Raw genomic sequence first — 19,726 nt, 5'->3', positions numbered from 1 at the left:
GGGGCGTCTACAGCGAGGCGATCACGAAACCCGCGCTCACCAGGACGCTCCACGCGAGCATCGCCAGCCCGGCCGTCGCGAGCGCGGGGATGAGGTCGGCCCCCGTGGCCCGAGCGCGAACCGGACCGTTGGCCTTCCACGCCACGGGCAGGGCGAGCATCCCGAGCAGCGCCCACCAGGTGGCCGGGATGAGCGCGAGGGTCGCCAGCAGCGGGACCAGCAGTTCGAGCAGCGCGTGCAGGCCGCGGGTCCGCGACTCACCCAGGCGGACGGCGAGCGTGATCTTGCCGGCCTCGGTGTCCGAGGGGATGTCCCGCAGGTTGTTGGTGACGTTGACCGCGCACGAGAAGCTGCCCACCGCGACCGCGGCGACGACCGCGTACCAGGTGACCGACCCGAGCTGCGTGTACTGCGTGCCGATCACCGCGACCAGGCCGAAGAACACGAACACGGCCACCTCGCCGAGGCCGCGGTACCCGTACGGCGATTTTCCGCCCGTGTAGAACCAGGCGGCGAGCACGCACGCGACGCCCACGAGGATGAGCCACGGCTGGGAGGTCGCGCTGAGGACCAGGCCCGCCAGGCCTCCCAGGCCGAGGAAGCCGAACGCGGCCCGCTTCACCGACGCGGGGCGGGCCAGCCCCGAGCCCACCAGCCGAAGGGGGCCGACGCGGTCCTCGTCCGTGCCCCGGATGCCGTCGGAGTAGTCGTTGGCGTAGTTGACGCCGATGATGAACGACCACGCCACCACCAGCGCGAGCAGCGCCTGCCACCACACGAACCCGCCCGCCAGCGCCGCGGCCGCCGATCCGACGAGGACCGGTGCGAACGCGTTGGGCCAGGTCCGGGGGCGTGCCCCCTCCAGCCAGTGGGCGAGCGTGGCGCCGCCCTTTCCGGTGGCGGTGGGCTCGGCGCGGTCGGCGGCGAAGGGTGCGGGATCGGTCTCGCGGCTCATTCCCCGATTGTCCCATCGACGAAGCCCGCCGCGACGCCGCGCCGGTCGACCTTGCCGCCGGGCAGTTGCGGCAGCGCGTCGAGCACCGCCACCCGGGCAGGAGCGGCGTGCTCGCCGAGCTCGCCGGTCACGTGCTGCCGCAGCTCGTCGGCGGTGGCCGCCGCGCGCAGGGTCACCGCCGCGACCGGCCGGGTCCCCAGCCGGGCGTCGGGGATCCCGACGACGACGACGTCGACGACAGCGGGATGCCCACGCAGGGCGTCCTCCACGGTCTGCGGCAGGAGCGTCAGCCCGCCCACGCTCAACGCCTCGTCGAGCCGGCCCAGGATCCGGAGCCTGCCGTCCGGGCCGACCTGCCCGGCATCGTCGGTGCGGAACCATCCCGCCCTCGCGAACGCCGGATGATCGGGGGCGTTGCGGTATCCCTCGGCGAGCTGCGGCCCCGCCAGCCAGACGCGGCCCTCGTCGTCGTCGACCTCGATCCTCACCCCCGGCAGCGGCGCGCCGTCGTACACGCAGCCGCCCGCCGTCTCGCTCATCCCGTACGTGCGGACCACGCGGACGCCGGCGTCGGCGGCGCGGGCGAGCAGCTCCGGCGCGGCCGCCGCGCCGCCGAGCAGCACGGCGTCCAGCGCGGCGAGGGCGGCCACCGCGGCGGGGGAGCCCTCGTCGAGGACCTTGGCCAGCTGGCCCGGTACGAGTGAGGTGTACGCCCGCGCCGCCGCGCCTCCCGCGACCCCTGCCGCGCCGGCCGCGCTCGTCGCCGCGCCCCCGCCGGCTCCGCCCGACCGGCACGCGTCCACCGCCGCGGGCAGCTCCTCGGGGTCGAACCCGCGCGTCACGTCCACCACCACCGGCTCGAACCCGGAGCGCAGGGACCGCAGGATCACCTGAAGTCCCGCGATGTGGTGCGCGGGCAACGCCAGCAGCCACCGGCCCGGCCCACCGAGCACGTCGTCGGTCGCAGCGGCCGAGGCAGCGAGCGCCCCGGCGGAGAGCATCGCGCCCTTGGGGGTGCCCGTGGACCCGGACGTGCTCACCACCAGGGCGACGCGCTCGGCGATCGGCTCACCCGGACGCTGACTGTCGACGAGGATCCGGGTGCGCGCGGGGTCGTCGGCCGGCACCGGCAGCAGGGCGGGCCCCCGGTCGGCGAGCATCTCCTCCAGGGCGGGGAAGATCTCGCCGACCGCCGCGCCTCCGGGGACGGGCAGGATGCGCAGTTCGCGGGAGTCGGCCATGTCGACGGTCCGCGCGTGTCAGTAGTAGTAGGGGAAGTCGTCCCAGTTCGGCTCGCGCTTCTCCAGGAACGCGTCGCGGCCCTCCACGGCCTCGTCGGTCATGTACGCCAGGCGCGTGGCCTCACCGGCGAAGACCTGCTGGCCCATGAGGCCGTCGTCGGTGAGGTTGAACGCGAACTTCAGCATGCGCTGCGCGGTGGGGGACTTGGTGTTGATGAGCCGCGCCCACTCGATGGCCGTGTTCTCCAGCTCGGCGTGGTCCACCACCCGGTTGACCGCGCCCATCTGGAACATCTCCTCGGCGGTGTAGGGCTGGCCGAGGAAGAAGATCTCGCGGGCGAACTTCTGGCCGACCTGCTTGGCCAGGTATGCGCTGCCGTATCCGGCGTCGAACGAGCCCACGTCGGCGTCGGTCTGCTTGAACCGGGCGTGCTCGCGGGAGGCCAGGGTCAGGTCGCTCACCACGTGCAGGGAGTGCCCGCCGCCGGCCGCCCAGCCGTTGACCAGGCAGATCACGACCTTCGGCATGGTGCGGATCAGCCGCTGCACCTCGAGGATGTGCAGGCGTCCGCCCTCGGCCTTCACGCGCGCCTCGTCCACCTTGTCCGCGGTGGCGCCGGCGACGTCCGAGTCATGCTCTGTGGAGTACTGGTATCCCGAGCGGCCGCGGATGCGCTGGTCGCCGCCCGAGCAGAACGCCCAGCCGCCGTCCTTGGGGCTGGGCCCGTTGCCGGTGAACAGGACGGTGCCCACGTCGGGGGAGCGACGCGCGTGGTCGAACACCCGGTAGAGCTCGTCCACCGTGTGCGGGCGGAACGCGTTGCGCACCTCGGGGCGGTCGAACGCGATCCGCACGATCCCGTTGGCCCGGCCCTCGCCGACGTGCCGGTGGTACGTCAGGTCGGTCAGGTCCACACCGCTGCGGAACCCCTCCACCTCGCGCCACTGCGACGGATCGAAGGGGCCGGCGGCCTGGTCCTGCGCGGCACTGCTGGAAGGGGCGTTGCTCTGCTCGGTCATGGCGTCGACGTTAGCGTGGACCCATGACATCCGTACCGGGCCCCGAGTCGATCGACGATCTGCTCGGCCGTGCGCGCGTGGTGGCGCTGCCGATGCGGGTGCGGTTCCGCGGGATCACCGAGCGGGAGGTGGTGCTGTTCGAGGGGCCGGCCGGGTGGGGCGAGTTCGGGCCGTTCGGCGAGTACCACGATCCCGAGGCCGCGCACTGGCTCGCCTCCGCGATCGAGATGGCGTGGCAGGGTCCGCCGGCGCCCCTCCGGTCGCGCGTGGCCGTCAACGCCACGGTCCCGGCGGTCCCGGCCGGTGAGGTCGCCGCGATCCTGGACCGCTTCCCGGGCTGCACGACCGTCAAGGTCAAGGTCGCCGAGCGCGGGCAGCAGCTCGTCGACGACGTCGCCCGCGTCGCCGCCGTCCTGCAGGCCCGCCCGGGGGCGCGGGTGCGGGTCGACGCCAACGGGGCGTGGTCGGTCGCCGAGGCCGCGCATGCCGTGCGGGTCCTCGACCAGGCGGTGCGCGCCGCGGATGTGTCCCGCACCGGGCCGGTGTCGTTGGACGGGCCGGGGTTGGAGTACGTGGAGCAGCCCTGCGCGACCGTGGAGGAGTTGGTGGAGCTGCGCGAACGCCTCGCCGCGGACGGCGTGTCCGTGGACGTGGCCGCCGACGAGTCGATCCGCCGCGCTGACGACCCCCTGCGCGTGGTGCGCGCCGGTGGCGCCGACCGGGCGGTGGTCAAGGTCGCCCCGCTCGGCGGGCCGCGGCGTCTGCTGGCGGTGGCCGCCGAGCTCGGCGTGCCGGTGACGGTGTCGAGCGCGTTGGACTCGGCGGTGGGGGTCGCCGCCGGTGTCGCGACGGCGGCCGCGCTGCCGCCGGTGCGCGGGGGTGGGGGAGCGGCCGGTGGGGTGTCCGGCGGTGCGGGTGCGCATGGCGGGCCCGGGGGCGCGGGTGGGCCTGGCGGGTCCGGGGGCGTGTCCGGCGGTGCGGGTGGGCATGGTGGGTCCGGGGGCGACGACGACGAGGTCCCCGCCGCCGGCCTGGGCACCGGCGGGTTCTTCGTCGAGGACGTGGTCGAACCGGGGACGTTCGCGCTGGAGGACGGCTATCTCCCGGTCCGCCCGGTGGCTCCGGACCCGGCGCGGCTCGAGGGGCTGGAGGTGGACGGCGCTCGCCGCGGGTGGTGGCTCGACCGGATCCGCCGCTGCCACGGGCTGCTCTGACGGGCCCCGCCCACAGCCGCTCCCGGGCATGGCGTCTCGCGCGCACCGCGGGGCGGGCGAGACGCCATGGCGAGGAGCGGCTGTAGAAATCGCAGGGCATCCGCGGGAGCGAGACGCCATGTCGGGAGGCGAGACGCCATGGCCGGGAGCGGCTGTGGGGGTTGCGGGCGCGGTTGCGCGGCGCGGTCTGGGGCGAGGCGCCATGTCGGGTGGCGAGACGCCAGGGCCGGGAGCGGCTGTGGGGGTGGCGGGCGCGGTTGCGTGGCGCGGTCTGGGGCGAGGCGCCATGGCGGGAGGCGAGACGCCATGGCCGGGAGCGGCTGTGGGGGTTGCGGGCGCGGTTGCGTGGCGCGGTCTGGGGCGAGGCGCCATGTCGGGAGGCGAGACGCCATGGCCGGGAGCGGCTGTGGGGGTTGCGGGCGCGGTTGCGCGGCGCGGTCTGGGGCGAGGCGCCATGTCGGGTGGCGAGACGCCAGGGCCGGGAGCGGCTGTGGGGGTGGCGGGCGCGGTTGCGTGGCGCGGTCTGGGGCGAGGCGCCATGGCGGGAGGCGAGACGCCATGGCCGGGAGCGGCTGTGGGGGTTGCGGGCGCGGTTGCGGGTGCGCCGCCCGCAGCGGCCGCCTGTCGAGGTCACGCGGCGCGGCCCGGCCCCCGACCGAGGGACTCCTGAATTCTCATCGCCTCGCGGATGACGGGCACGATCCGGCCGCGCTGATAGTCCTCCCACTGCCACCGTCGGACGATGTTGCCCAAGGACTCGATGTCGTTCTGCCGCTTCTTCTCGTCGCGGAGTTTCTGGCGGACGGACTCCTCGCCGTCGTCGATTCCGTACTTGCCCGTGCCGTCGGCCTCACCGACGAGACCCCATTCCTCCCAATACATGTCCACGAACACCGACGTCCCGTCCGGCAGGATGAACTCCCGCTGCAGTTGCGGCATCGGCAGGCCGGCGCGGCTGATCACGACCCTGCTGACCGACTCGAGGACCGACTGCGCACCCGCATCCGCGAACGCCACCACCGCCCGGGCCCTGGCGATCCCCACCCGGCCGGCGGCGGCGTCGAGCTCGTCGGCCAGTTCAGCCGGGCTGCACAGTTCGCGACGCAGCGCTTCGTCGGCAGCGCAGACGGCTCCGGTGAACGGGCTCGACCGCGCGACGTCGACGATCGTCCGCGCCGGGGTCGTCACCGGTATCCCGTCCACCTCGGTCACGGCGTCCGCGAGATCGAGGTTGTGGCATATCGACGACCTGCCGCGTCTGCTCCCGCTGCCGGGCCGGTGCCGGGTGGTGGTGACCCGTCGGGTGTCCAGGTCGTGGACGGGGAGGCCGTGCAGCACGAGAGCGGACGTGTGGGACAGCGCGGTGCCGGGGCTGATGCTTCCCGCGGCGGCCCTCGACCGTATCTCCAGCATCGCCTCGGCCTGGTTCGGGCCGGTGGGCAGATCTGAGGCGAGCGCGTAGACGCCGTGGCGCACGCGGTAGAGCTGACCCGTGCGTTCCGCGTGTTCCCGGGCGCGGCGACTGTAGCCGCGGGCGAGGAGTTCCTGTGCGCTGATGATGACCGGGCGGGAGTGATCGATGCTCATGCCCAGGCAGTATTGCGGCGCAGGAGGCGGGGATCACCGGGTCGGAGACCGATTCCGACGGGGCCTGTGGAGAGGGCCGGGGCTGTGGAATCCGTGGCGGGCAGGGGCCCGGACGCGCGAGTTCTGACAGCCGCGCGCCGCCATGGCGTCTCGCCCATCCCCCGGTGCACGCGAGACGCCATCGGCAGGGGCGGTTGCTGAAGGCGGGTGCTGGAGGGGGCGGCTACTGAGCGGGCGGTCGCGGAAGGGGGCGGGTGCTGAAGGGGGCGGACGCTGAACGGTCGGCTGCCGCGGGAGCGGGCGGCTGGGAGCAGGCCGGCCGAGGGGCCGAGGCGGTGCCGGTTACTTCCGTGGCCGCGGCAGCTCTCGCGTGCGCGGGGCGTAACCCCACTGGTGCCGGCCGAGTCGCGAGGGCGGTAGGAGGATGTCGAAGTCGGGGAGCCCGTCGTCGGCCATGATCTCCTCGTCGACGGTCACGCTCACCACGCGGCCGAGCAGCATCGCGCTGGTGCCCAGGTCGATCACGTCGTGCCGCACGCACTCGAACGCGATCGGCGCCTCAGCCACGCGTGGCGGCGAGACGACATCCGAGGGGTCGGGGGTCAGTCCCTGCATCTCGAACTCGTCGACTTCCGGCCCGACGGGCGCCGACGTGGCGTTCATCGTCTCCATGAGCGACTCGGTGCCGATGTTCACCACGAACTCGCCGGTGTCCATCACGTTGCGGTACGTGTCCTTGCGGCCCACCGAGGTCACGGACAGGATCGCCGGATCCGCGCACGCGACGGTGAAGAAGGAGTACGGCGCGAGATTGAGCACGCCGTCGGCGGAAATCGTCGAGACCCACGCGATCGGTCGGGGCGTGATCGACGCGGTGAGCAGGGCGTAGAAGCCCTTCGCGGGCGGGTCGTCCGGGGTGTGCACGATGCGCATCGGTCCATTGTGCCGCCGGGTCCGCGCATTGCGCGGTGGCGGATGTCAGCACTGTTCTAGCCTGGGCCGAGAAGCGCGCGGCACACCACCTGCGGGGCGGCGGGCGGGAGGGGCGAGGTCATGGCGGCTACAGGCGACGCGACGGGCGCGACGGCGGACCGGGTACGGATCCCGCTGCGGGACCAGCTCTGGTTGCTCATGGACCGTCCGGACAACCTCATGTACATCAACTCTCTGCTGTGGTTCTCCCGCGTCCCGGACTGGGATGCCGTGACCGAGGCGATCGGCACCCGGATGGTGGAGCCATACCCGGTGTTCCGTCGGGTCCCCGAGCGGAGGGGCCGGCGGTGGTACTGGGTCGACGATCCCGATTTCGACCTTTCGAACCACCTGATCTACCGGCGCCTGCCCGCGCCGGGCGGGCGCGCGGAGGCCGAGGCGCACGTCGCCGAGCAGATGGGTGTACCGCTGCCCGGGGGACGCCCGTTGTGGCGCGCCGAGTTCATCGAGGGGTATCACCGCGACGGCGCGGAGGAGGAGGGGGCGCTCCTGCTGTTCCGCGTCCAGCACGGGATCGTGGACGGTGTCCGGCTCACCCGGCTGGTGTTGGACCTGTGCGACCACGAGGACGACGTGCCGCCGCCGTCGGTGGGCCGCGACCTGTCCGGGAGGACGACGGGCGTGCTCGGCGCGGTGGAGGCGGCCGGGGAGGCCGGTGCCGAGGTGGTCAAGGACTCGTTCGGGATCGCACGCGGGTTGACCGGCGCCGCCCTGAGATTTCCGGAGACCCTCTCCAGGCTCACCCGGGACGTGCTCGCGCCGGGGCACGCCCTGTCGCGCGTGCCCACGCGGGCCGTCGAGTCCCTCACCGAGGACATCAGTCCGACCAATCTCACCGCCAACACCTACCGCTCGGTGTTCCGTCTGCTGTTCGAACCGCGGTCGACGGGGCTGCCGTGGAGCGGGAAGGTCCACCGCGAGAAGAAGGTCGCGTGGGTCTCGGGACTGGACCTCGCGGCGATCAAGCGGGTCGCGAAGGCGCACGACAGCACGGTGACACCCGTGATGATCGCGGCGGTGTCCAAGGCGCTGACCGGCTATCTGGACGCGCACGGTGACCGCCGTGTCTCGGACATCAACCTCATGGTCCCGGTGTCGGTGGGATCGGGTGACGACGAGGCGGGTGAGCTGGGCAACCACATCACCCTGGTGCTCATGCGGTTGCCGCTGGGGATCGACGACCCGGGGGAGTTGCTCGACGCCATCACCACCTCGATGACGCGGGTGCGGTATTCGCTGGAGCCCCACGTGACGTTCGCGACGATTCTCACCGTGGCCGCGGCGCCCGGCCCGGTGGCGCGCGCGGTGATCGACCTGTTCGCCAACAAGACGGTCGGTCAGCTCACCTCGGTGCCCGGGCCGTCCGGGCCGGTGACCCTGGGCGGGGCGACGGTCGACGGCATGCTGGGGTGGGTGCCGATGAGCGGCGACCAGGCGTTGGGGATCTGCATCTTCAGCTACGACGGCACGGTGACGGTCGGGATCGCCACCGACGCCGAACTCATCCCCGACCCGGGCGAGGTCGCGGGACGGATCGAGGAGCAGTTCGAGGTCTTCGAGGGATGGGCGGAGGACGCCCTGCCGGAGTGACCCTCCGCCCGAGCCGCCAGCCGCGGCCCAGCCCCGCCGGCCTGACCGCCCCCGGCACCGACCGCCGCGACCCCGCTCACCACTGCGGCGCGGGCACCTCCGGATGCGCGGCGAACCACTGACCGATGTAGGACATGTCGATGCTCTGCGCCTCGGCGATGAGCTCGTACATCGTCCGCCCGTCGATCGCCTCGCGCAGGATGTCGGCGTGCCCGGAGTGCCGCGCGATCTCGTTGAGCGTGTGCAGGGCGGCCCACCGCCCGTTGAACGCCGGCATGCCGAGGGGGAACCACGGCATCTCGGTGGGCACGGGGACCTCGGCGTCGAGGTCGGCCCCGCGCAGGTGGTCGAGCGCGGCCGCGCACCGGCGGTCGTATTCGGCGAGGATGTCCTCGGCGGTGGCGTCGGGGTCGACGCGGTTGACCTCCTCGGCCCAGGCGAACTGTTCGGGCAGCGACCGTCCGGTCTCGGGTGCGTGCGGCGCGGCGGCGGCGCGGCCGAGCCAGCCCTCGGCGACCTCCCCGATGTGGAGCAGGAGCCATCCGAGCGTCAGCTCGCTGGACGGCAGTGGTCGGGCACGGAGCTGATCGGCGGTGAGGCCGTGGACGATCGACCGGGCGTTGACGAGCGCGGTGTCGATCCACTCGAGCAGGTTCTCGCGCTCGGTGGGACAGGTGGCGGGGAACAGCGGCATGACGACTCCTCGGTGAGATGGGGCGGTGAGGTGGGGCGGTGGGTCGAGACGGTGGACCGACGCGGCGGGGCCGCGGGTTCAGGCGGCGAAACGAGCGGATCAGTGCGTGGTGGCGTAGAGGTCGCGCAGGAGGCACATCTCGGCGCCGTGGTGGATGACCTCGCGGTTGATGTGCAGGATCAGGGCGGCCATGGGGTGGTCGGCCCACGGGCCCTCGGCCTCGCCGATCGGTCGGCCCAGCGCGTCGGGGTCGAGCCCCCGCACGCCGTCCATCCATCCGGCGTAGACGCGGTCGAGTTGGGCGAGCCCGCCGGCGGCGTCGCCGGCGTAGGTGTGGCTCATGTAGTCGTGCGCGGGTCCGCCGAAGTGGGAGTGCCACCGGGCCCCGAGGACGGCGACGACGACGTGGCCGATCCGCCACGCGATGGTCGTCAGCGGCGCGGGCACGGGTTCGGGGTAGGCGAAGTCGATGGTGTGGTCCCCGGCCCCGCCCTGCATCTGGGCCCGGCTGGTGCCCCGCGGTCGTACGTCCCAGGTGCGCGCCTCGGGTGCGGGGGAGTAGTGGTACTCGGCGTCGGTGAGCCCCTCGAGGCGGGGGCGGAGCTGGGTGGTCCAGTGGTGGTCGAGTTGCTCGACGAGCTGGGCGGTCCAGTCGAGGGTGTGGGTGGCGGTCATGGTTCTCTCCTCTGAGGTCGACTGCGGACAGCCTCGCACCGCATGCGGACAGGATCGGTCCGCTGGACGTGGAACACTTCCGCCCAGAGGGATGACCGGCCACGAACGGGGGCGTGAGATGAGCGACGACCGGATGCCCACGACGCAGCGCGTGCTGTGCCTGCTGGACCTGCTGCAGCGGCGGTCGGTGTGGACGGGTGAGGAGCTGGCGGCGGAGCTGGGCGTGACGACCCGCTCGGTCCGCCGTGACGTGGACCGGCTGCGCGATCTGGGGTACCCGGTGGAGTCCGAGCGCGGTGCGGGCGGTGGTTACCGCCTGGGTTCGGGTCGGCGTCTGCCGCCGCTGCTGCTGGACGACAGGGAGGCGGTGGCCGTGGCGATCGCCCTGCGCCTGGCGGCGGGCGGTGCGGTGGCCGGCGTGGGCGAGCACGCCCTGCGCGCGCTGACGAAGCTGGACCAGGTGATGCCGGGTCGCCTGCGGGAGCGGGTGGCCGACGTGACCGAGTCGATGGTCGCGGTCGCCGGGGCGGACGCCGCGGTGGAGCCGGAGCTGCTGCTCGACCTGGGGCACGCGGTGCGCGGCACGGAGCAGGTGCGTCTGGAGTACCGGGACCGCGCGGGGAGGGAGACGGAGCGTCGGGTGGAGCCGTACCGGATCGTGGTGCTGGGTCGCCGCTGGTACCTGCTGTGCTTCGACCTGGAGCGTTCGGACTGGCGCACGTTCCGTCTGGACCGGATCCGGGCGGTGCACCGCAGCCGGTGGCGCTTCACCCCGAGGGCGGACGTCCCGGATCCCGCGTCGCACGTCCAGCACGCGGTCACCGCCGCGCCGTACGAGCACGTGGCGCGGGTGCTGGTGTTCTCGCCGGCGGAGGAGGTGGTGGAGTTGTTCCCGCCCACGTTCGGGGCGGTCACCGAGTTGCGCGGGGCGGGCCACGTGGACGGGCCGGCGTGCCGGTTGGAGACGGGGGCGGCGGACCTGGACGTGTTGGCGTGGTTCCTCGCGCGGTTGCCGGGCCGGTTCGAGGTGGAGTCGCCGGAGGCGCTGCGCGATCGCCTGGCGGCGATGGGTGGGCGGCTCACGGATGCGGCGGGGCGGTCGGCGGCGCGCGACTAGGCTGGGGTCGATGAATCCCACGCCGAGCACTCCCAGCGCCGCGTCGTCGAGCGACGCCGGTACCGCGCCGAGCAATCCCAGCACCGCGCAGGCGCGCGTCCTGGTGGACGAGATGGTCCGCCACGGGATCACCGACGCGGTCCTGTGCCCCGGTTCGCGCAGCGCGCCGCTGGCCCTGGCGCTGGCCGCGGCGGAGCGGGCGGGGCGGATCGCGTTGCACGTGCGGATCGACGAGCGCGGTGCCGGGTTCACGGCACTGGGGCTGGCGCTGGGGTCGAAGCGGCCGGTCCCCGTGGTCGTCACCTCCGGCACCGCGGTGGCCAATCTCCATCCGGCGATGGTCGAGGCCGCGCACTCGGGCGTGCCGGTGCTGGCGCTGACGGCGAACCGCCCGCCGGAGCTGCGGGGCACGGGCGCCAACCAGACCATCGACCAGGTGGGGATCTTCGGCCCGCACGCGCGTGCGGTGGTGGAGCTGGGCGCGGCCGGGGACGCCGCTGCGGAGCACCGTCACTGGCGGTCGGCGATCGGTCGGGCGATCCTCACCGCCACGGCGCCGGCCGACCCGGGCCCGGTGCAGGTCGACATCGCGTTCCGCGAGCCGCTGGTGCCGGGCGAGGGCGACGAGGAGTTCGTCCTCGGTGGCGGCCCAGGGGGGTACGACGACGACGAGGTGGGCCCGGGCGACGGGTCCGGCGGTCTGCCGGAGGGCCGCCCGGGCGGTCGTCCGTGGGTGCAGCGGGCGGGCGCGGGGGTCGACTCGGCGCCCGCGGCCTCGGCGGTGGCGGTGGACCTCACGCGCCCGACGCTGGTCGTCTCGGGCGTGGGGGCGGCCCCGGTGTCGGGTCTGGTGGGCGTGCCGACCGTGGCGGAGCCGGGCGCGCCGGTGCCGCTGCATCCGGTGCACCCGTTGGCGATCCCGTCGCTGCGGCCCGAGCAGGTGGTGGTGACCGGCCGGCCGACGCTGCACCGTGCGGTGACCCGGTTGCTCGCCGATCCGGAGGTGGACCTGGTGATCCTCGACGCCGGTCCGCGCTCGCCCAACCCGACGGGTAGTGCCGCCGAGCTCGCCGACTCCGTCCTGACCGGGTGGGGGGTGGAGCAGGAGTGGATCGAGACCACCGCCCGCGCCGACGCCCACGCCCGGGCGGCCGTCGACCGGCTGCTCGACGAGCACCTGACCACCGGCGCCCCGACGGGACTGCACGTGGCCCGCGCCGTGGCCCGCGGCGTCCGGGCCGGGGACAACCTCGTGGTGGGCGCCTCCAACGCCGTGCGGGACCTGTCGTTCGTGGGGCCGATCGACCCGGACGTGGCGATGTACGCCAACCGCGGGGCGTCGGGGATCGACGGCACGGTGTCGACGGCGATCGGGGTGGCGCTGTCGGCGCCCGGGCGCACGGTGGCGCTGCTGGGTGACCTGACGTTCCTGCACGACCTCTCGGGCCTGCTGCTCGGGCCCCGCGAGCGGCACCCCTCCGACCTGCTCATCGTGGTGGCCGACGACGACGGCGGCGGCATCTTCTCCCTGCTCGAGCAGGGGGACCCGCGGTTGGCGGCCGACTTCGAGCGGGTCTTCGGCACCCCGCACGGCGCCAACCTCGGTGCGCTCTGCGCGGGGGCCGGAGTGCCGTTCACCGACACCGATCCCGCCGGGTTGGAGGCGATCCTCGCGCAGCCGTCGGTGCCCGTCGCGCATCACGACATCGTGCCCGAGGGCCTGCGCGTGGTGCGGGTGGGCACCGACCGGCAGGGGTTGCGCGACCTGCACGCGGCGCTGCGGTCGCAGGCCGTCCGGTCCGGGACCGCAGCGCCCGGGGCCCCGGACCGCGGATGACCGCGCCCACGGTCGCCGCGCGGCGGGCCCGGCGCGCGGCCCTGACCCGGCGGGTCGTGCGGGCCGTCGCCGTCCTCGCGGCCGTGTTCTCCGCGCTCACGGCGGTGCTCATCCTGCTGGCGTGCGTGGTCAACGACCAGCGCATCGACCGGGACATGGGCAGCGCCACGGCCACCGTCACCGAGGTCACCGACCGGCGGGCCGCGGTGGAGTTCGACGCCGGGGGCGGGCGTACGGTTCGGCCGGTGACCGGGGTGTTCTACCCGACGGGGCTGGTCGAGGGGCAGCGGGTGCAGGTCGAGTTCCGCCGCGCCAACCCCGATCTCGTACGGGTCTCCGGCCGCAGCTGGACGGTCGCCGTGGTGCCCGCCCTCTCCGTCCCGGCGGTGGTGGTGCCGTTGGCCGCGCTCGCCTATGCCGCGGCGTCACCCCGGGTTCACCGGGCGGCACCACGATTTGCCCGGACCGTCTCACGCTGATCACCGGCGCGTCGCCCAGGCGGGCGACAGTGAAGGCGTGCGCGTAGCCATCGTCACCGAATCGTTCCTGCCGAACGTCAACGGCGTCACCAACTCGGTCCTGCGCGTGCTGGAGTACGCGCGACGGCACGGTCACGACTGCCTCGTCGTGGCGCCCTCCGGGCAGGTCGGGCTCTGGCAGGGGGCGGCCGACGCCGTCCGGGCGCACCCGCTCGTCAGCGCGGTCGCCCCGCTCGCGGGCGGGCACCTGCTCGGTGCCGACCCGGCCGAGGGCCCCGACCACCACCTCGGCTACCCCGTCCACCGGGTCACGGCCGTACGCGTGCCGGTCGTGTCGTCCCTGCCCGTCGGGGCCCCCAGTCCGAGCGTGTACAACGCGCTGCGCGATTTCGCCCCCGACGTCGTCCACCTCGCGTCGCCGTTCGTGCTCGGCGCCGCCGGGGCCGCCGCCGCCCGCGCCCTGGGGGTTCCGTCGGTGGCGGTGTACCAGACCGACGTCGCCGGATTCGCCGACGCCTACGGGATCGGCGTGTTGTCCGACGCCGCCTGGGCCTGGACGCGGGCGATCCACGCGACCTGCGACCGCACCCTCGCCCCCTCGACGGCCGCGATGGCCGACCTCGCCGCCCACGGCATCCCGCGCCTGTACCGGTGGGGGCGGGGCGTCGACGCCGAACGCTTCTCGCCCACCCGGCGCAGCGCCGCCCTGCACCGACTGTGGTCCCCGGACGGGCGGCCCGTCGTCGGATTCGTCGGCCGGCTCGCCCCGGAGAAGCACGTCGAGCGCCTCCGGTCACTGGCCGACCGTTCCGGCCCGGACGGGGACGTGCAGCTCGTCGTCGTCGGCGACGGACCCGAACGCCCCGCACTCGGGGCGGCCATGCCCCACGCGATCTTCACCGGCGAGCTCCACGGCGAGGCCCTCGCCCGGGCCTACGCCACGCTCGACGTGTTCTGTCACGCCGGCGAGTTCGAGACGTTCTGCCAGTCCGTCCAGGAGGCCCACGCGTCCGGGGTGCCCGTGATCGGCCCCGACGCCGGCGGCCCCCGCGACCTCGTCCGGGCCGGCGTCAACGGGATCCTCCTCGACCCCCGCCGATACGCCGCCGAGGTCTCGCGCGCGGTCGACGCCGTGCTCGCCGACCGCGAACGGCTGGCCGCCGGGGCCCGCGCCACCGTCGCGGGCCGCACCTGGGACGCCGTCTGCGGGCAGCTGTTCGACCACTACATCGCCGCCGGCGCCCGCTCGTCGACGGGTCGAACGGCCTCCTCCGCGGGCCGGGTCGGCGTGGGTGTCCGGCGGGCCGGGTAGCGTCGGGGGCGTGTCCCGCGCCAATCTCGACAAGCAGCCCCGCGACGTCGCGTCGATGTTCGACGGCGTCGCCAAGCGCTACGACCTGACCAACACGATCCTGTCCGGAGGCATGGACCACGTGTGGCGGCGCCGGGCCCGGTCACTGCTCGCGCCGCGGCCCGGGGAGCGGATCCTCGACCTCGCCGCCGGTACCGCCGTGTCGACGGTCGAGCTCGCCAAGTCCGGCGCGTGGTGCGTGGCCGCAGACTTCTCGCTCGGCATGCTGCGGGCCGGAGCGGGGCGGGACGTGCCCAAGGTCGCGGGCGACGCCATGAAACTGCCGTTCGCCGACGCCTCCTTCGACGCCGCCACCATCAGCTTCGGGCTGCGCAACGTCCAGGACACCGCGGCCGGTCTGCGGGAGATGGCGCGCGTGGTCAAGCCCGGCGGGCGGCTGGCCGTGGTGGAGTTCTCCACGCCCGTGTTCCCGCCGTTCCGCGCGCTGTACATGAACTACCTCATGCGGGCGCTGCCGAAGATCGCGACGAGCGTGTCCTCGAACCCGGACGCGTACGTCTACCTGGCGGAGTCGATCCGCGACTGGCCGGACCAGCAGGCGCTGCTCGAGATGGTCGAGGCCAGCGGCTGGGAGCGCTGCAGCGTCACGAACCTCACGGGCGGGATCGCCGCGATCCACATGGCCCGCCGCCCCGCCTGACGCGCCCGCGCACTCGGCCCGCCGCCGGGTCGGCCCGCCCGAGGCGCGGCGTGCTGCCGAGGTCGCTCGCCCGAGGTGCGCTGGCTTGTCGTGAGAATCCGGGATGGCGGGCGTTCCGACAGCGCACCTCGGGCCAGGCGCGCTGCGTCTTCGGCTTGTGATGCGTGACGGGTCCATTCCGCCAGCGCAACCCGCGGTTCTCCGTACAGAGCGGCAGCGCGGGTCAAAGGGGCAGCGTAAGCGGGGAGGGTCGCGCTGGCTCTTTGTCAGATTCCGGCGGTGCCTGGCGTTTCGGCAGCGCACCTCGGGCCACTCGCGCTGCGTCTCTGCACGCCGGCAGGGGAGCGGGGTGCGCCGTCAGTCGGCGAACAGCGGGCGCCGGTCGAGCCTGCGGGCCACCGCCCCCGCCGCACGCCACGCCCGCGCCACCACGTCGCGGTCCGAGTCCGCCACCGTGTTGGACATGCAGCGCACCGCCGCCGTCATCAGCACCTGCGAGCGCATCCCGACGGGCCCGGCCATCGGCAGGAACCGCGGGTAGGTCAGCAACCGCGCGGCGTCGCGGGCGACCGTGAACGCCTCGCCATACGTCCTGCGCAACACCTCCGGCCACGCGTGCGTGAGCGGCTCGGGGCGGACGCGGGGCCCGGTGCCGTGGCCGGCCAGGATCAACTCGGCGAGCAGCCGACCGCCCTCGAGCGCGTAGTCGATGCCCTCGCCGTTGAGCGGGTTCACGCACGCCGCGGCATCACCCACCGCCGCCCAGTTGCGACCCGCCACCCCCGACACCGCACCACCCATCGGCAGCAGCGCCGACGTCACCGCCCGCGGCTCACCCTCCAACGCCCAGTCGCCGCGCACACTACGGGCGTAGTGCTGGAGCAGCTCCTTCACCGCCACGTTCGCCGGCCGCGCCGACGTCGCCAACGCCCCCACCCCGAGATTGACCTCGCCGTCCCCGAGCGGGAACACCCACCCGTAACCCGGCTGGATCGCGCCCGCCTCGTCGCGCAGCTCGAGATCGGAGCCGATCCACGGATGATCATGCCGAGACGATCTGACATACGACCGCGCCGCCACCGCGTAGACCGTGTCGCGATGCCAGGTGCGACCCAGCAGTCGGCCCACCGGCGACCGCACGCCATCGGCCACCACGACGGTTCGGCACGCGATGCGATCGTCCCCGACCCGGACGGCGGACACCTCGTCGTCGTCGCCCCTCTCCACGCCCGTCACCCGCACGCCGTCGAGCACCACCGCGCCCGCCTCGACCGCCGTCCGACGCAGCCGGTCGTCGAACACCGTGCGCCGCACCGCCGACCCCGTCCCGCCGTGCTCACCCGCCGGCCACGGCACCCGCCGCCGGTGCCCGAACCCGCGCAGGTCCAGGCCCTCGATCGTGATGCGCTCCCGCGCCCACCCGCCCAGGCCCAGCCGATCCACCTCGAGCATCGCCCGCGGCGTCAGGCCGTCCCCGCACGTCTTGTCCCGCGGGAACTCCGCCGCGTCCAGCACCGTCACCTCGCGGCCCGCCCGCGCCAACCACGTCGCCGTCGCCGCCCCCGCCGGGCCACAGCCCACCACGAGGACATCGGTCGAAGAGGGAAGACGCCGCCGGGACTCCATACGCACCATGGTGGCAGGTCGGCGGCGCGACGGTCGCCGGCACCTCGGGCGGGGTGGGGTGCCGCAGCCGCCGAGCCGGGACCGTAGTCTGTCGGGAGGGCCGGTCGATGCCGGACCGCACAGGCGACGAGGACGAGTGGGGATGTCGAGCGAATCAGTGACGACCGGCACCGCGGACACGGCGACCGACCACGTGGTGGCCGGCGTGGACGTCGGTGACGCAGACCTCGCCTCCGCCCTCCGCGGGCGCCTCGACGAGGTCGAGAAGCTGCTGGTCAGCCGTCTCGAGAGCGGCGAGGACTTCCTCTCCGAGGTCGCCCTGCACCTCGTCACCGCCGGCGGCAAGCGCTTCCGGCCCATCGTCACCCTGCTCGCCGGCGAACTCGGGCCCCGGCCCGACCACGAGCGCCTCGTCAAGGCCGCCGTCGTCTGCGAGATGATCCACCTCGCCACCCTGTACCACGACGACGTCATGGACGAGGCCAGCATGCGCCGCGGCGTCGAGTCCGCGAACAGCAAGTGGGACAACTCCACCGCCATCCTCGCCGGCGACTTCCTCTTCGCCCACTCCTCGATGCTGCTGGCCGATCTCGGTCCCGCCGCCGTGCAGCTCATCGCCCAGACCTTCGCCGAACTCGTCACCGGCCAGATGCGCGAGACCGTCGGCCCCGGCGTCGGCGGGCGCGACGACGACGCCGCCCAGCACTACCTTCGCGTCATCTGGGAGAAGACCGGATCGCTCATCGCCGCCGCCGCCCAGTTCGGTGGCGAGTACTCCGGCGCGACCGACGAGCAGGTCGCGCGACTGCGCCGGTTCGGAGACGCCGTGGGGATCGCGTTCCAGATCGCCGACGACATCATCGACATCGCGTCGCCGTCCGCCGACTCCGGCAAGACCCCCGGCACGGACCTGCGCGAAGGCGTGCACACCCTGCCGATGATCTACGCGATGGAGGCCGGGTCGCCCGACAGCGCGCGGCTGCGCGAACTGCTGGCCGAGCCGCTGACGGACGACGCCGAAGTCGCGGAGGCCCTCGATCTGCTCCGGGCCTCCGACGGTATGCGGCGCGCGCGGGCCACGCTGGAGAAGTACGTCGACGACGCCATGGCCGAGCTCGACGCACTGCCCTCCGGTCCCGCCAACGAGGCGCTGCGCCGGCTCGTGCGCTTCACGGTCGACCGCGTCGGCTGAGCGCCTGCGGCCGGCGACTCCGTGTCGCGGCCCCGGCCCCCGGCAGCCGTCCCCGGCCAGCCGCTCCTGTGCCTGGCGTCTCGCTCTCGCTGATGCACGTCCCCGCAGACAGCCGCGCGCGAACATGGCGTCTGGCCCGCCCCGCGGTGCGCGCGAGACGCCATCGCGAGGGGCGGCTGCGAAAGGGATGGGGCCAGGGCGGCTACTGCGGGGGCGGCTGCGAAAGGGCCGGGCCCCGGGCGGCGGGGCGGCTGCGAATGGGCTGGGGCCAGGGCGGCTGCGGGAGCGCTGCGGCAGGGGCGGGCCGGGTCAGCCCCGCGGGTAGAGCACCACCTGGGTGGCCTTGACGACCAACGTGACGGGCACGCCCGGCGCCAGCGCGAGTTCGGCCGCCGATCGAGTCGTGATCTCGGCATCGACCCGCTGCCCGTCGCGGAGCTCCGCGGTGACGCGGGTCAGCGCTCCTGCAGGTGCCAGTGCGACGACGCGCGCGGGCCACGCGTTGCGCGGGCTCGCGGCCGGCGCACGTGCGGATTCCGGGCTCGGCGCGTGGGCGGAGCGCGGGTCCGGGGACGAGGACGCGGGGTCTGCGGGGGCGGCGTGCACGGCCACCGCCCGCGGATCGACCGTCGCCACCGCCCGCACCCCGCTCCGCCAGCCCGCGGCGGCGTCTGCGCGGATCCCGGCCACGGCATCGCCTGCGGGGGTGCGCACCTCGTCGTCGTCGACGATCCCCTCCAGCAGTGAGACGCCCGCCAACCGCGCGGCGAAGTCCGACGCGGGGCGGGACAAGACCTCCTCGACCGTGCCGGCCTGGGTGGCGCGGCCGGAGAGGACGACGACGACATCGTCGGCCAACGCCCACAGGTCCAGCGGATCGTGGGTCACCAGGACCACCGTCCGGCCGGTGAGCCGATCGGCCAGGAGTCGGCGGATCGCGGGGGCGACTTCCATATCCAGCGCGGCCAGCGGTTCGTCGAGCAGGACCAGGTCCGGGTCCACGGCCAGCGCGCGGGCGAGCGCGACCCGCTGAGCCTGGCCGCCGGACAACTCGTGCGGTCGACGGCCGGCGAGGTCGGCGCAGCCCACGGCCTCCAGCTCGGTGCGGGCACGGGCGAGAGCGTCCCGCCTGCGCTCGCCCCGGGCACGCGGGCCGTAGGCGACGTTGTCCAGGGCGGTGAGGTGCGGCAGCAGGCCCGGCCGCTGTTCGAGCGCGACGACGCGGCGGCGGTACGCGGGCATGTGCGTGCGGGGCGAACTGACGACGCGCCCGTCGAGGCGGACCTCGCCCGAGTCGGGACGCAGATGCCCGGCGAGCAGGGCCAGGGCCGTGGACTTGCCCGCGCCGTTGGGGCCCACGATCGCCAGTCGGCGGCCGGCGGGGACGCCGAGGCGGAGGTCGACGTCGCGGGCGGTGACCCGGCAGTCGAGCTCGGCGGCGGGCGCCACAGGCGGGAGAACGCCGTCAGTGGGGGACGGACCGTCAGCGGGGGA

The 19,726-nt window shown here is 74.3% G+C and carries 17 protein-coding genes; 8 read left to right on the top strand and 9 right to left on the bottom strand.

Features of this window, described 5'->3' with window-relative positions; genetic code table 11:
• Positions 1-7: 7 nt before the first annotated feature.
• The 3 genes from RWK90_RS05170 to RWK90_RS05160 are packed head-to-tail and all read right to left on the bottom strand — an operon-like array spanning position 8 to position 3,216.
• Complete coding sequence (locus RWK90_RS05170) at positions 8-955, bottom strand: 1,4-dihydroxy-2-naphthoate polyprenyltransferase (RefSeq protein WP_314035444.1); 948 nt, start codon at positions 953-955, stop codon at positions 8-10.
• On the bottom strand, positions 952-2,196 hold the full coding sequence (gene menE, locus RWK90_RS05165) for an o-succinylbenzoate--CoA ligase (protein ID WP_314035442.1): 1,245 nt from the start codon (positions 2,194-2,196) through the stop codon (positions 952-954). Before menE ends, RWK90_RS05170 begins: the two co-directional genes overlap by 4 nt.
• Before the next feature lie 18 nt (positions 2,197-2,214).
• Positions 2,215-3,216, bottom strand: a complete 1,002-nt coding sequence (locus tag RWK90_RS05160; protein ID WP_314035440.1) for a 1,4-dihydroxy-2-naphthoyl-CoA synthase — start codon at positions 3,214-3,216, stop codon at positions 2,215-2,217.
• A gap of 23 nt (positions 3,217-3,239) precedes the next feature.
• On the opposite strand from RWK90_RS05160, the gene RWK90_RS05155 reads away from it, so the two are divergent.
• Positions 3,240-4,430 (top strand): o-succinylbenzoate synthase, encoded by a 1,191-nt coding sequence (locus RWK90_RS05155; RefSeq protein ID WP_314035438.1) that lies wholly within the window; start codon positions 3,240-3,242, stop codon positions 4,428-4,430.
• Between the two features lie 630 nt (positions 4,431-5,060).
• Here the strand turns inward: RWK90_RS05155 and RWK90_RS05150 are convergent.
• Together RWK90_RS05150 and RWK90_RS05145 are read right to left on the bottom strand one after the other, a co-directional pair.
• Positions 5,061-6,017 carry a type IV toxin-antitoxin system AbiEi family antitoxin domain-containing protein gene (locus RWK90_RS05150; protein WP_314035436.1) on the bottom strand — a complete coding sequence of 319 codons (957 nt, stop codon included), beginning with the start codon at positions 6,015-6,017 and terminating at the stop codon, positions 5,061-5,063.
• A 342-nt stretch (positions 6,018-6,359) separates the two neighbouring features.
• Positions 6,360-6,950, bottom strand: a complete 591-nt coding sequence (locus tag RWK90_RS05145; RefSeq protein ID WP_314035433.1) for a flavin reductase family protein — start codon at positions 6,948-6,950, stop codon at positions 6,360-6,362.
• A gap of 120 nt (positions 6,951-7,070) precedes the next feature.
• On the opposite strand from RWK90_RS05145, the gene RWK90_RS05140 reads away from it, so the two are divergent.
• Positions 7,071-8,600: a WS/DGAT domain-containing protein gene (locus tag RWK90_RS05140; protein WP_314035431.1), complete on the top strand. Its 1,530-nt coding sequence runs from the start codon at positions 7,071-7,073 to the stop codon at positions 8,598-8,600.
• Between the two features lie 76 nt (positions 8,601-8,676).
• On the opposite strand, the gene RWK90_RS05135 is transcribed toward RWK90_RS05140, so the two are convergent.
• Both RWK90_RS05135 and RWK90_RS05130 read right to left on the bottom strand, forming a co-directional pair.
• On the bottom strand, positions 8,677-9,294 hold the full coding sequence (locus RWK90_RS05135; protein WP_314035428.1) for a DUF664 domain-containing protein: 618 nt from the start codon (positions 9,292-9,294) through the stop codon (positions 8,677-8,679).
• Between the two features lie 99 nt (positions 9,295-9,393).
• On the bottom strand, positions 9,394-9,969 hold the full coding sequence (locus RWK90_RS05130; protein WP_314035426.1) for a DinB family protein: 576 nt from the start codon (positions 9,967-9,969) through the stop codon (positions 9,394-9,396).
• 118 nt (positions 9,970-10,087) lie between these two features.
• Between RWK90_RS05130 and RWK90_RS05125 the strand changes: the two genes are divergently transcribed.
• From RWK90_RS05125 to RWK90_RS05105, 5 genes are read left to right on the top strand one after another with little or no spacing between them, the layout of a single operon-like run.
• Positions 10,088-11,086: a YafY family protein gene (locus RWK90_RS05125; protein ID WP_314035424.1), complete on the top strand. Its 999-nt coding sequence runs from the start codon at positions 10,088-10,090 to the stop codon at positions 11,084-11,086.
• A gap of 10 nt (positions 11,087-11,096) precedes the next feature.
• Positions 11,097-12,923 carry a 2-succinyl-5-enolpyruvyl-6-hydroxy-3-cyclohexene-1-carboxylic-acid synthase gene (menD, locus tag RWK90_RS05120; protein ID WP_314035421.1) on the top strand — a complete coding sequence of 609 codons (1,827 nt, stop codon included), beginning with the start codon at positions 11,097-11,099 and terminating at the stop codon, positions 12,921-12,923.
• Positions 12,920-13,402, top strand: a complete 483-nt coding sequence (locus RWK90_RS05115) for a DUF3592 domain-containing protein (protein WP_314035419.1) — start codon at positions 12,920-12,922, stop codon at positions 13,400-13,402. Before menD ends, RWK90_RS05115 begins: the two co-directional genes overlap by 4 nt.
• Positions 13,403-13,439: 37 nt before the next feature.
• On the top strand, positions 13,440-14,714 hold the full coding sequence (locus tag RWK90_RS05110; protein WP_314035418.1) for a glycosyltransferase family 1 protein: 1,275 nt from the start codon (positions 13,440-13,442) through the stop codon (positions 14,712-14,714).
• Between the two features lie 10 nt (positions 14,715-14,724).
• Positions 14,725-15,414 (top strand): demethylmenaquinone methyltransferase, encoded by a 690-nt coding sequence (locus RWK90_RS05105; protein WP_314035416.1) that lies wholly within the window; start codon positions 14,725-14,727, stop codon positions 15,412-15,414.
• A 357-nt stretch (positions 15,415-15,771) separates the two neighbouring features.
• On the opposite strand, the gene RWK90_RS05100 is transcribed toward RWK90_RS05105, so the two are convergent.
• On the bottom strand, positions 15,772-17,040 hold the full coding sequence (locus RWK90_RS05100; protein ID WP_314035414.1) for a geranylgeranyl reductase family protein: 1,269 nt from the start codon (positions 17,038-17,040) through the stop codon (positions 15,772-15,774).
• Between the two features lie 142 nt (positions 17,041-17,182).
• Here RWK90_RS05100 and RWK90_RS05095 point away from each other — a divergent pair, with 142 nt between their 5' ends.
• Positions 17,183-18,232, top strand: coding sequence for a polyprenyl synthetase family protein (locus RWK90_RS05095; RefSeq protein WP_314035412.1), 1,050 nt, complete (start codon positions 17,183-17,185; stop codon positions 18,230-18,232).
• A gap of 309 nt (positions 18,233-18,541) precedes the next feature.
• Here RWK90_RS05095 and RWK90_RS05090 read toward each other — a convergent pair whose 3' ends face one another.
• Positions 18,542-19,681 (bottom strand): ABC transporter ATP-binding protein, encoded by a 1,140-nt coding sequence (locus RWK90_RS05090; RefSeq protein ID WP_314035410.1) that lies wholly within the window; start codon positions 19,679-19,681, stop codon positions 18,542-18,544.
• Positions 19,682-19,726 lie beyond the last annotated feature (45 nt).

The organism is Dietzia sp. CH92 (assembly GCF_032248695.1).
Taxonomy (GTDB): domain Bacteria; phylum Actinomycetota; class Actinomycetes; order Mycobacteriales; family Mycobacteriaceae; genus Dietzia.
This window is presented reverse-complemented; position numbering and strand designations above follow the sequence as displayed.

Coding starts and splice junctions, on each gene's coding strand:
- RWK90_RS05170 (WP_314035444.1), bottom strand. CDS start 955: ATGAGCCGCGAGACCGATCCCGCACCCTTCGCCGCCGACCGCGCCGAG.
- menE (WP_314035442.1), bottom strand. CDS start 2,196: ATGGCCGACTCCCGCGAACTGCGCATCCTGCCCGTCCCCGGAGGCGCG.
- RWK90_RS05160 (WP_314035440.1), bottom strand. CDS start 3,216: ATGACCGAGCAGAGCAACGCCCCTTCCAGCAGTGCCGCGCAGGACCAG.
- RWK90_RS05155 (WP_314035438.1), top strand. CDS start 3,240: ATGACATCCGTACCGGGCCCCGAGTCGATCGACGATCTGCTCGGCCGT.
- RWK90_RS05150 (WP_314035436.1), bottom strand. CDS start 6,017: ATGAGCATCGATCACTCCCGCCCGGTCATCATCAGCGCACAGGAACTC.
- RWK90_RS05145 (WP_314035433.1), bottom strand. CDS start 6,950: ATGCGCATCGTGCACACCCCGGACGACCCGCCCGCGAAGGGCTTCTAC.
- RWK90_RS05140 (WP_314035431.1), top strand. CDS start 7,071: ATGGCGGCTACAGGCGACGCGACGGGCGCGACGGCGGACCGGGTACGG.
- RWK90_RS05135 (WP_314035428.1), bottom strand. CDS start 9,294: ATGCCGCTGTTCCCCGCCACCTGTCCCACCGAGCGCGAGAACCTGCTC.
- RWK90_RS05130 (WP_314035426.1), bottom strand. CDS start 9,969: ATGACCGCCACCCACACCCTCGACTGGACCGCCCAGCTCGTCGAGCAA.
- RWK90_RS05125 (WP_314035424.1), top strand. CDS start 10,088: ATGAGCGACGACCGGATGCCCACGACGCAGCGCGTGCTGTGCCTGCTG.
- menD (WP_314035421.1), top strand. CDS start 11,097: ATGAATCCCACGCCGAGCACTCCCAGCGCCGCGTCGTCGAGCGACGCC.
- RWK90_RS05115 (WP_314035419.1), top strand. CDS start 12,920: ATGACCGCGCCCACGGTCGCCGCGCGGCGGGCCCGGCGCGCGGCCCTG.
- RWK90_RS05100 (WP_314035414.1), bottom strand. CDS start 17,040: ATGGAGTCCCGGCGGCGTCTTCCCTCTTCGACCGATGTCCTCGTGGTG.
- RWK90_RS05095 (WP_314035412.1), top strand. CDS start 17,183: ATGTCGAGCGAATCAGTGACGACCGGCACCGCGGACACGGCGACCGAC.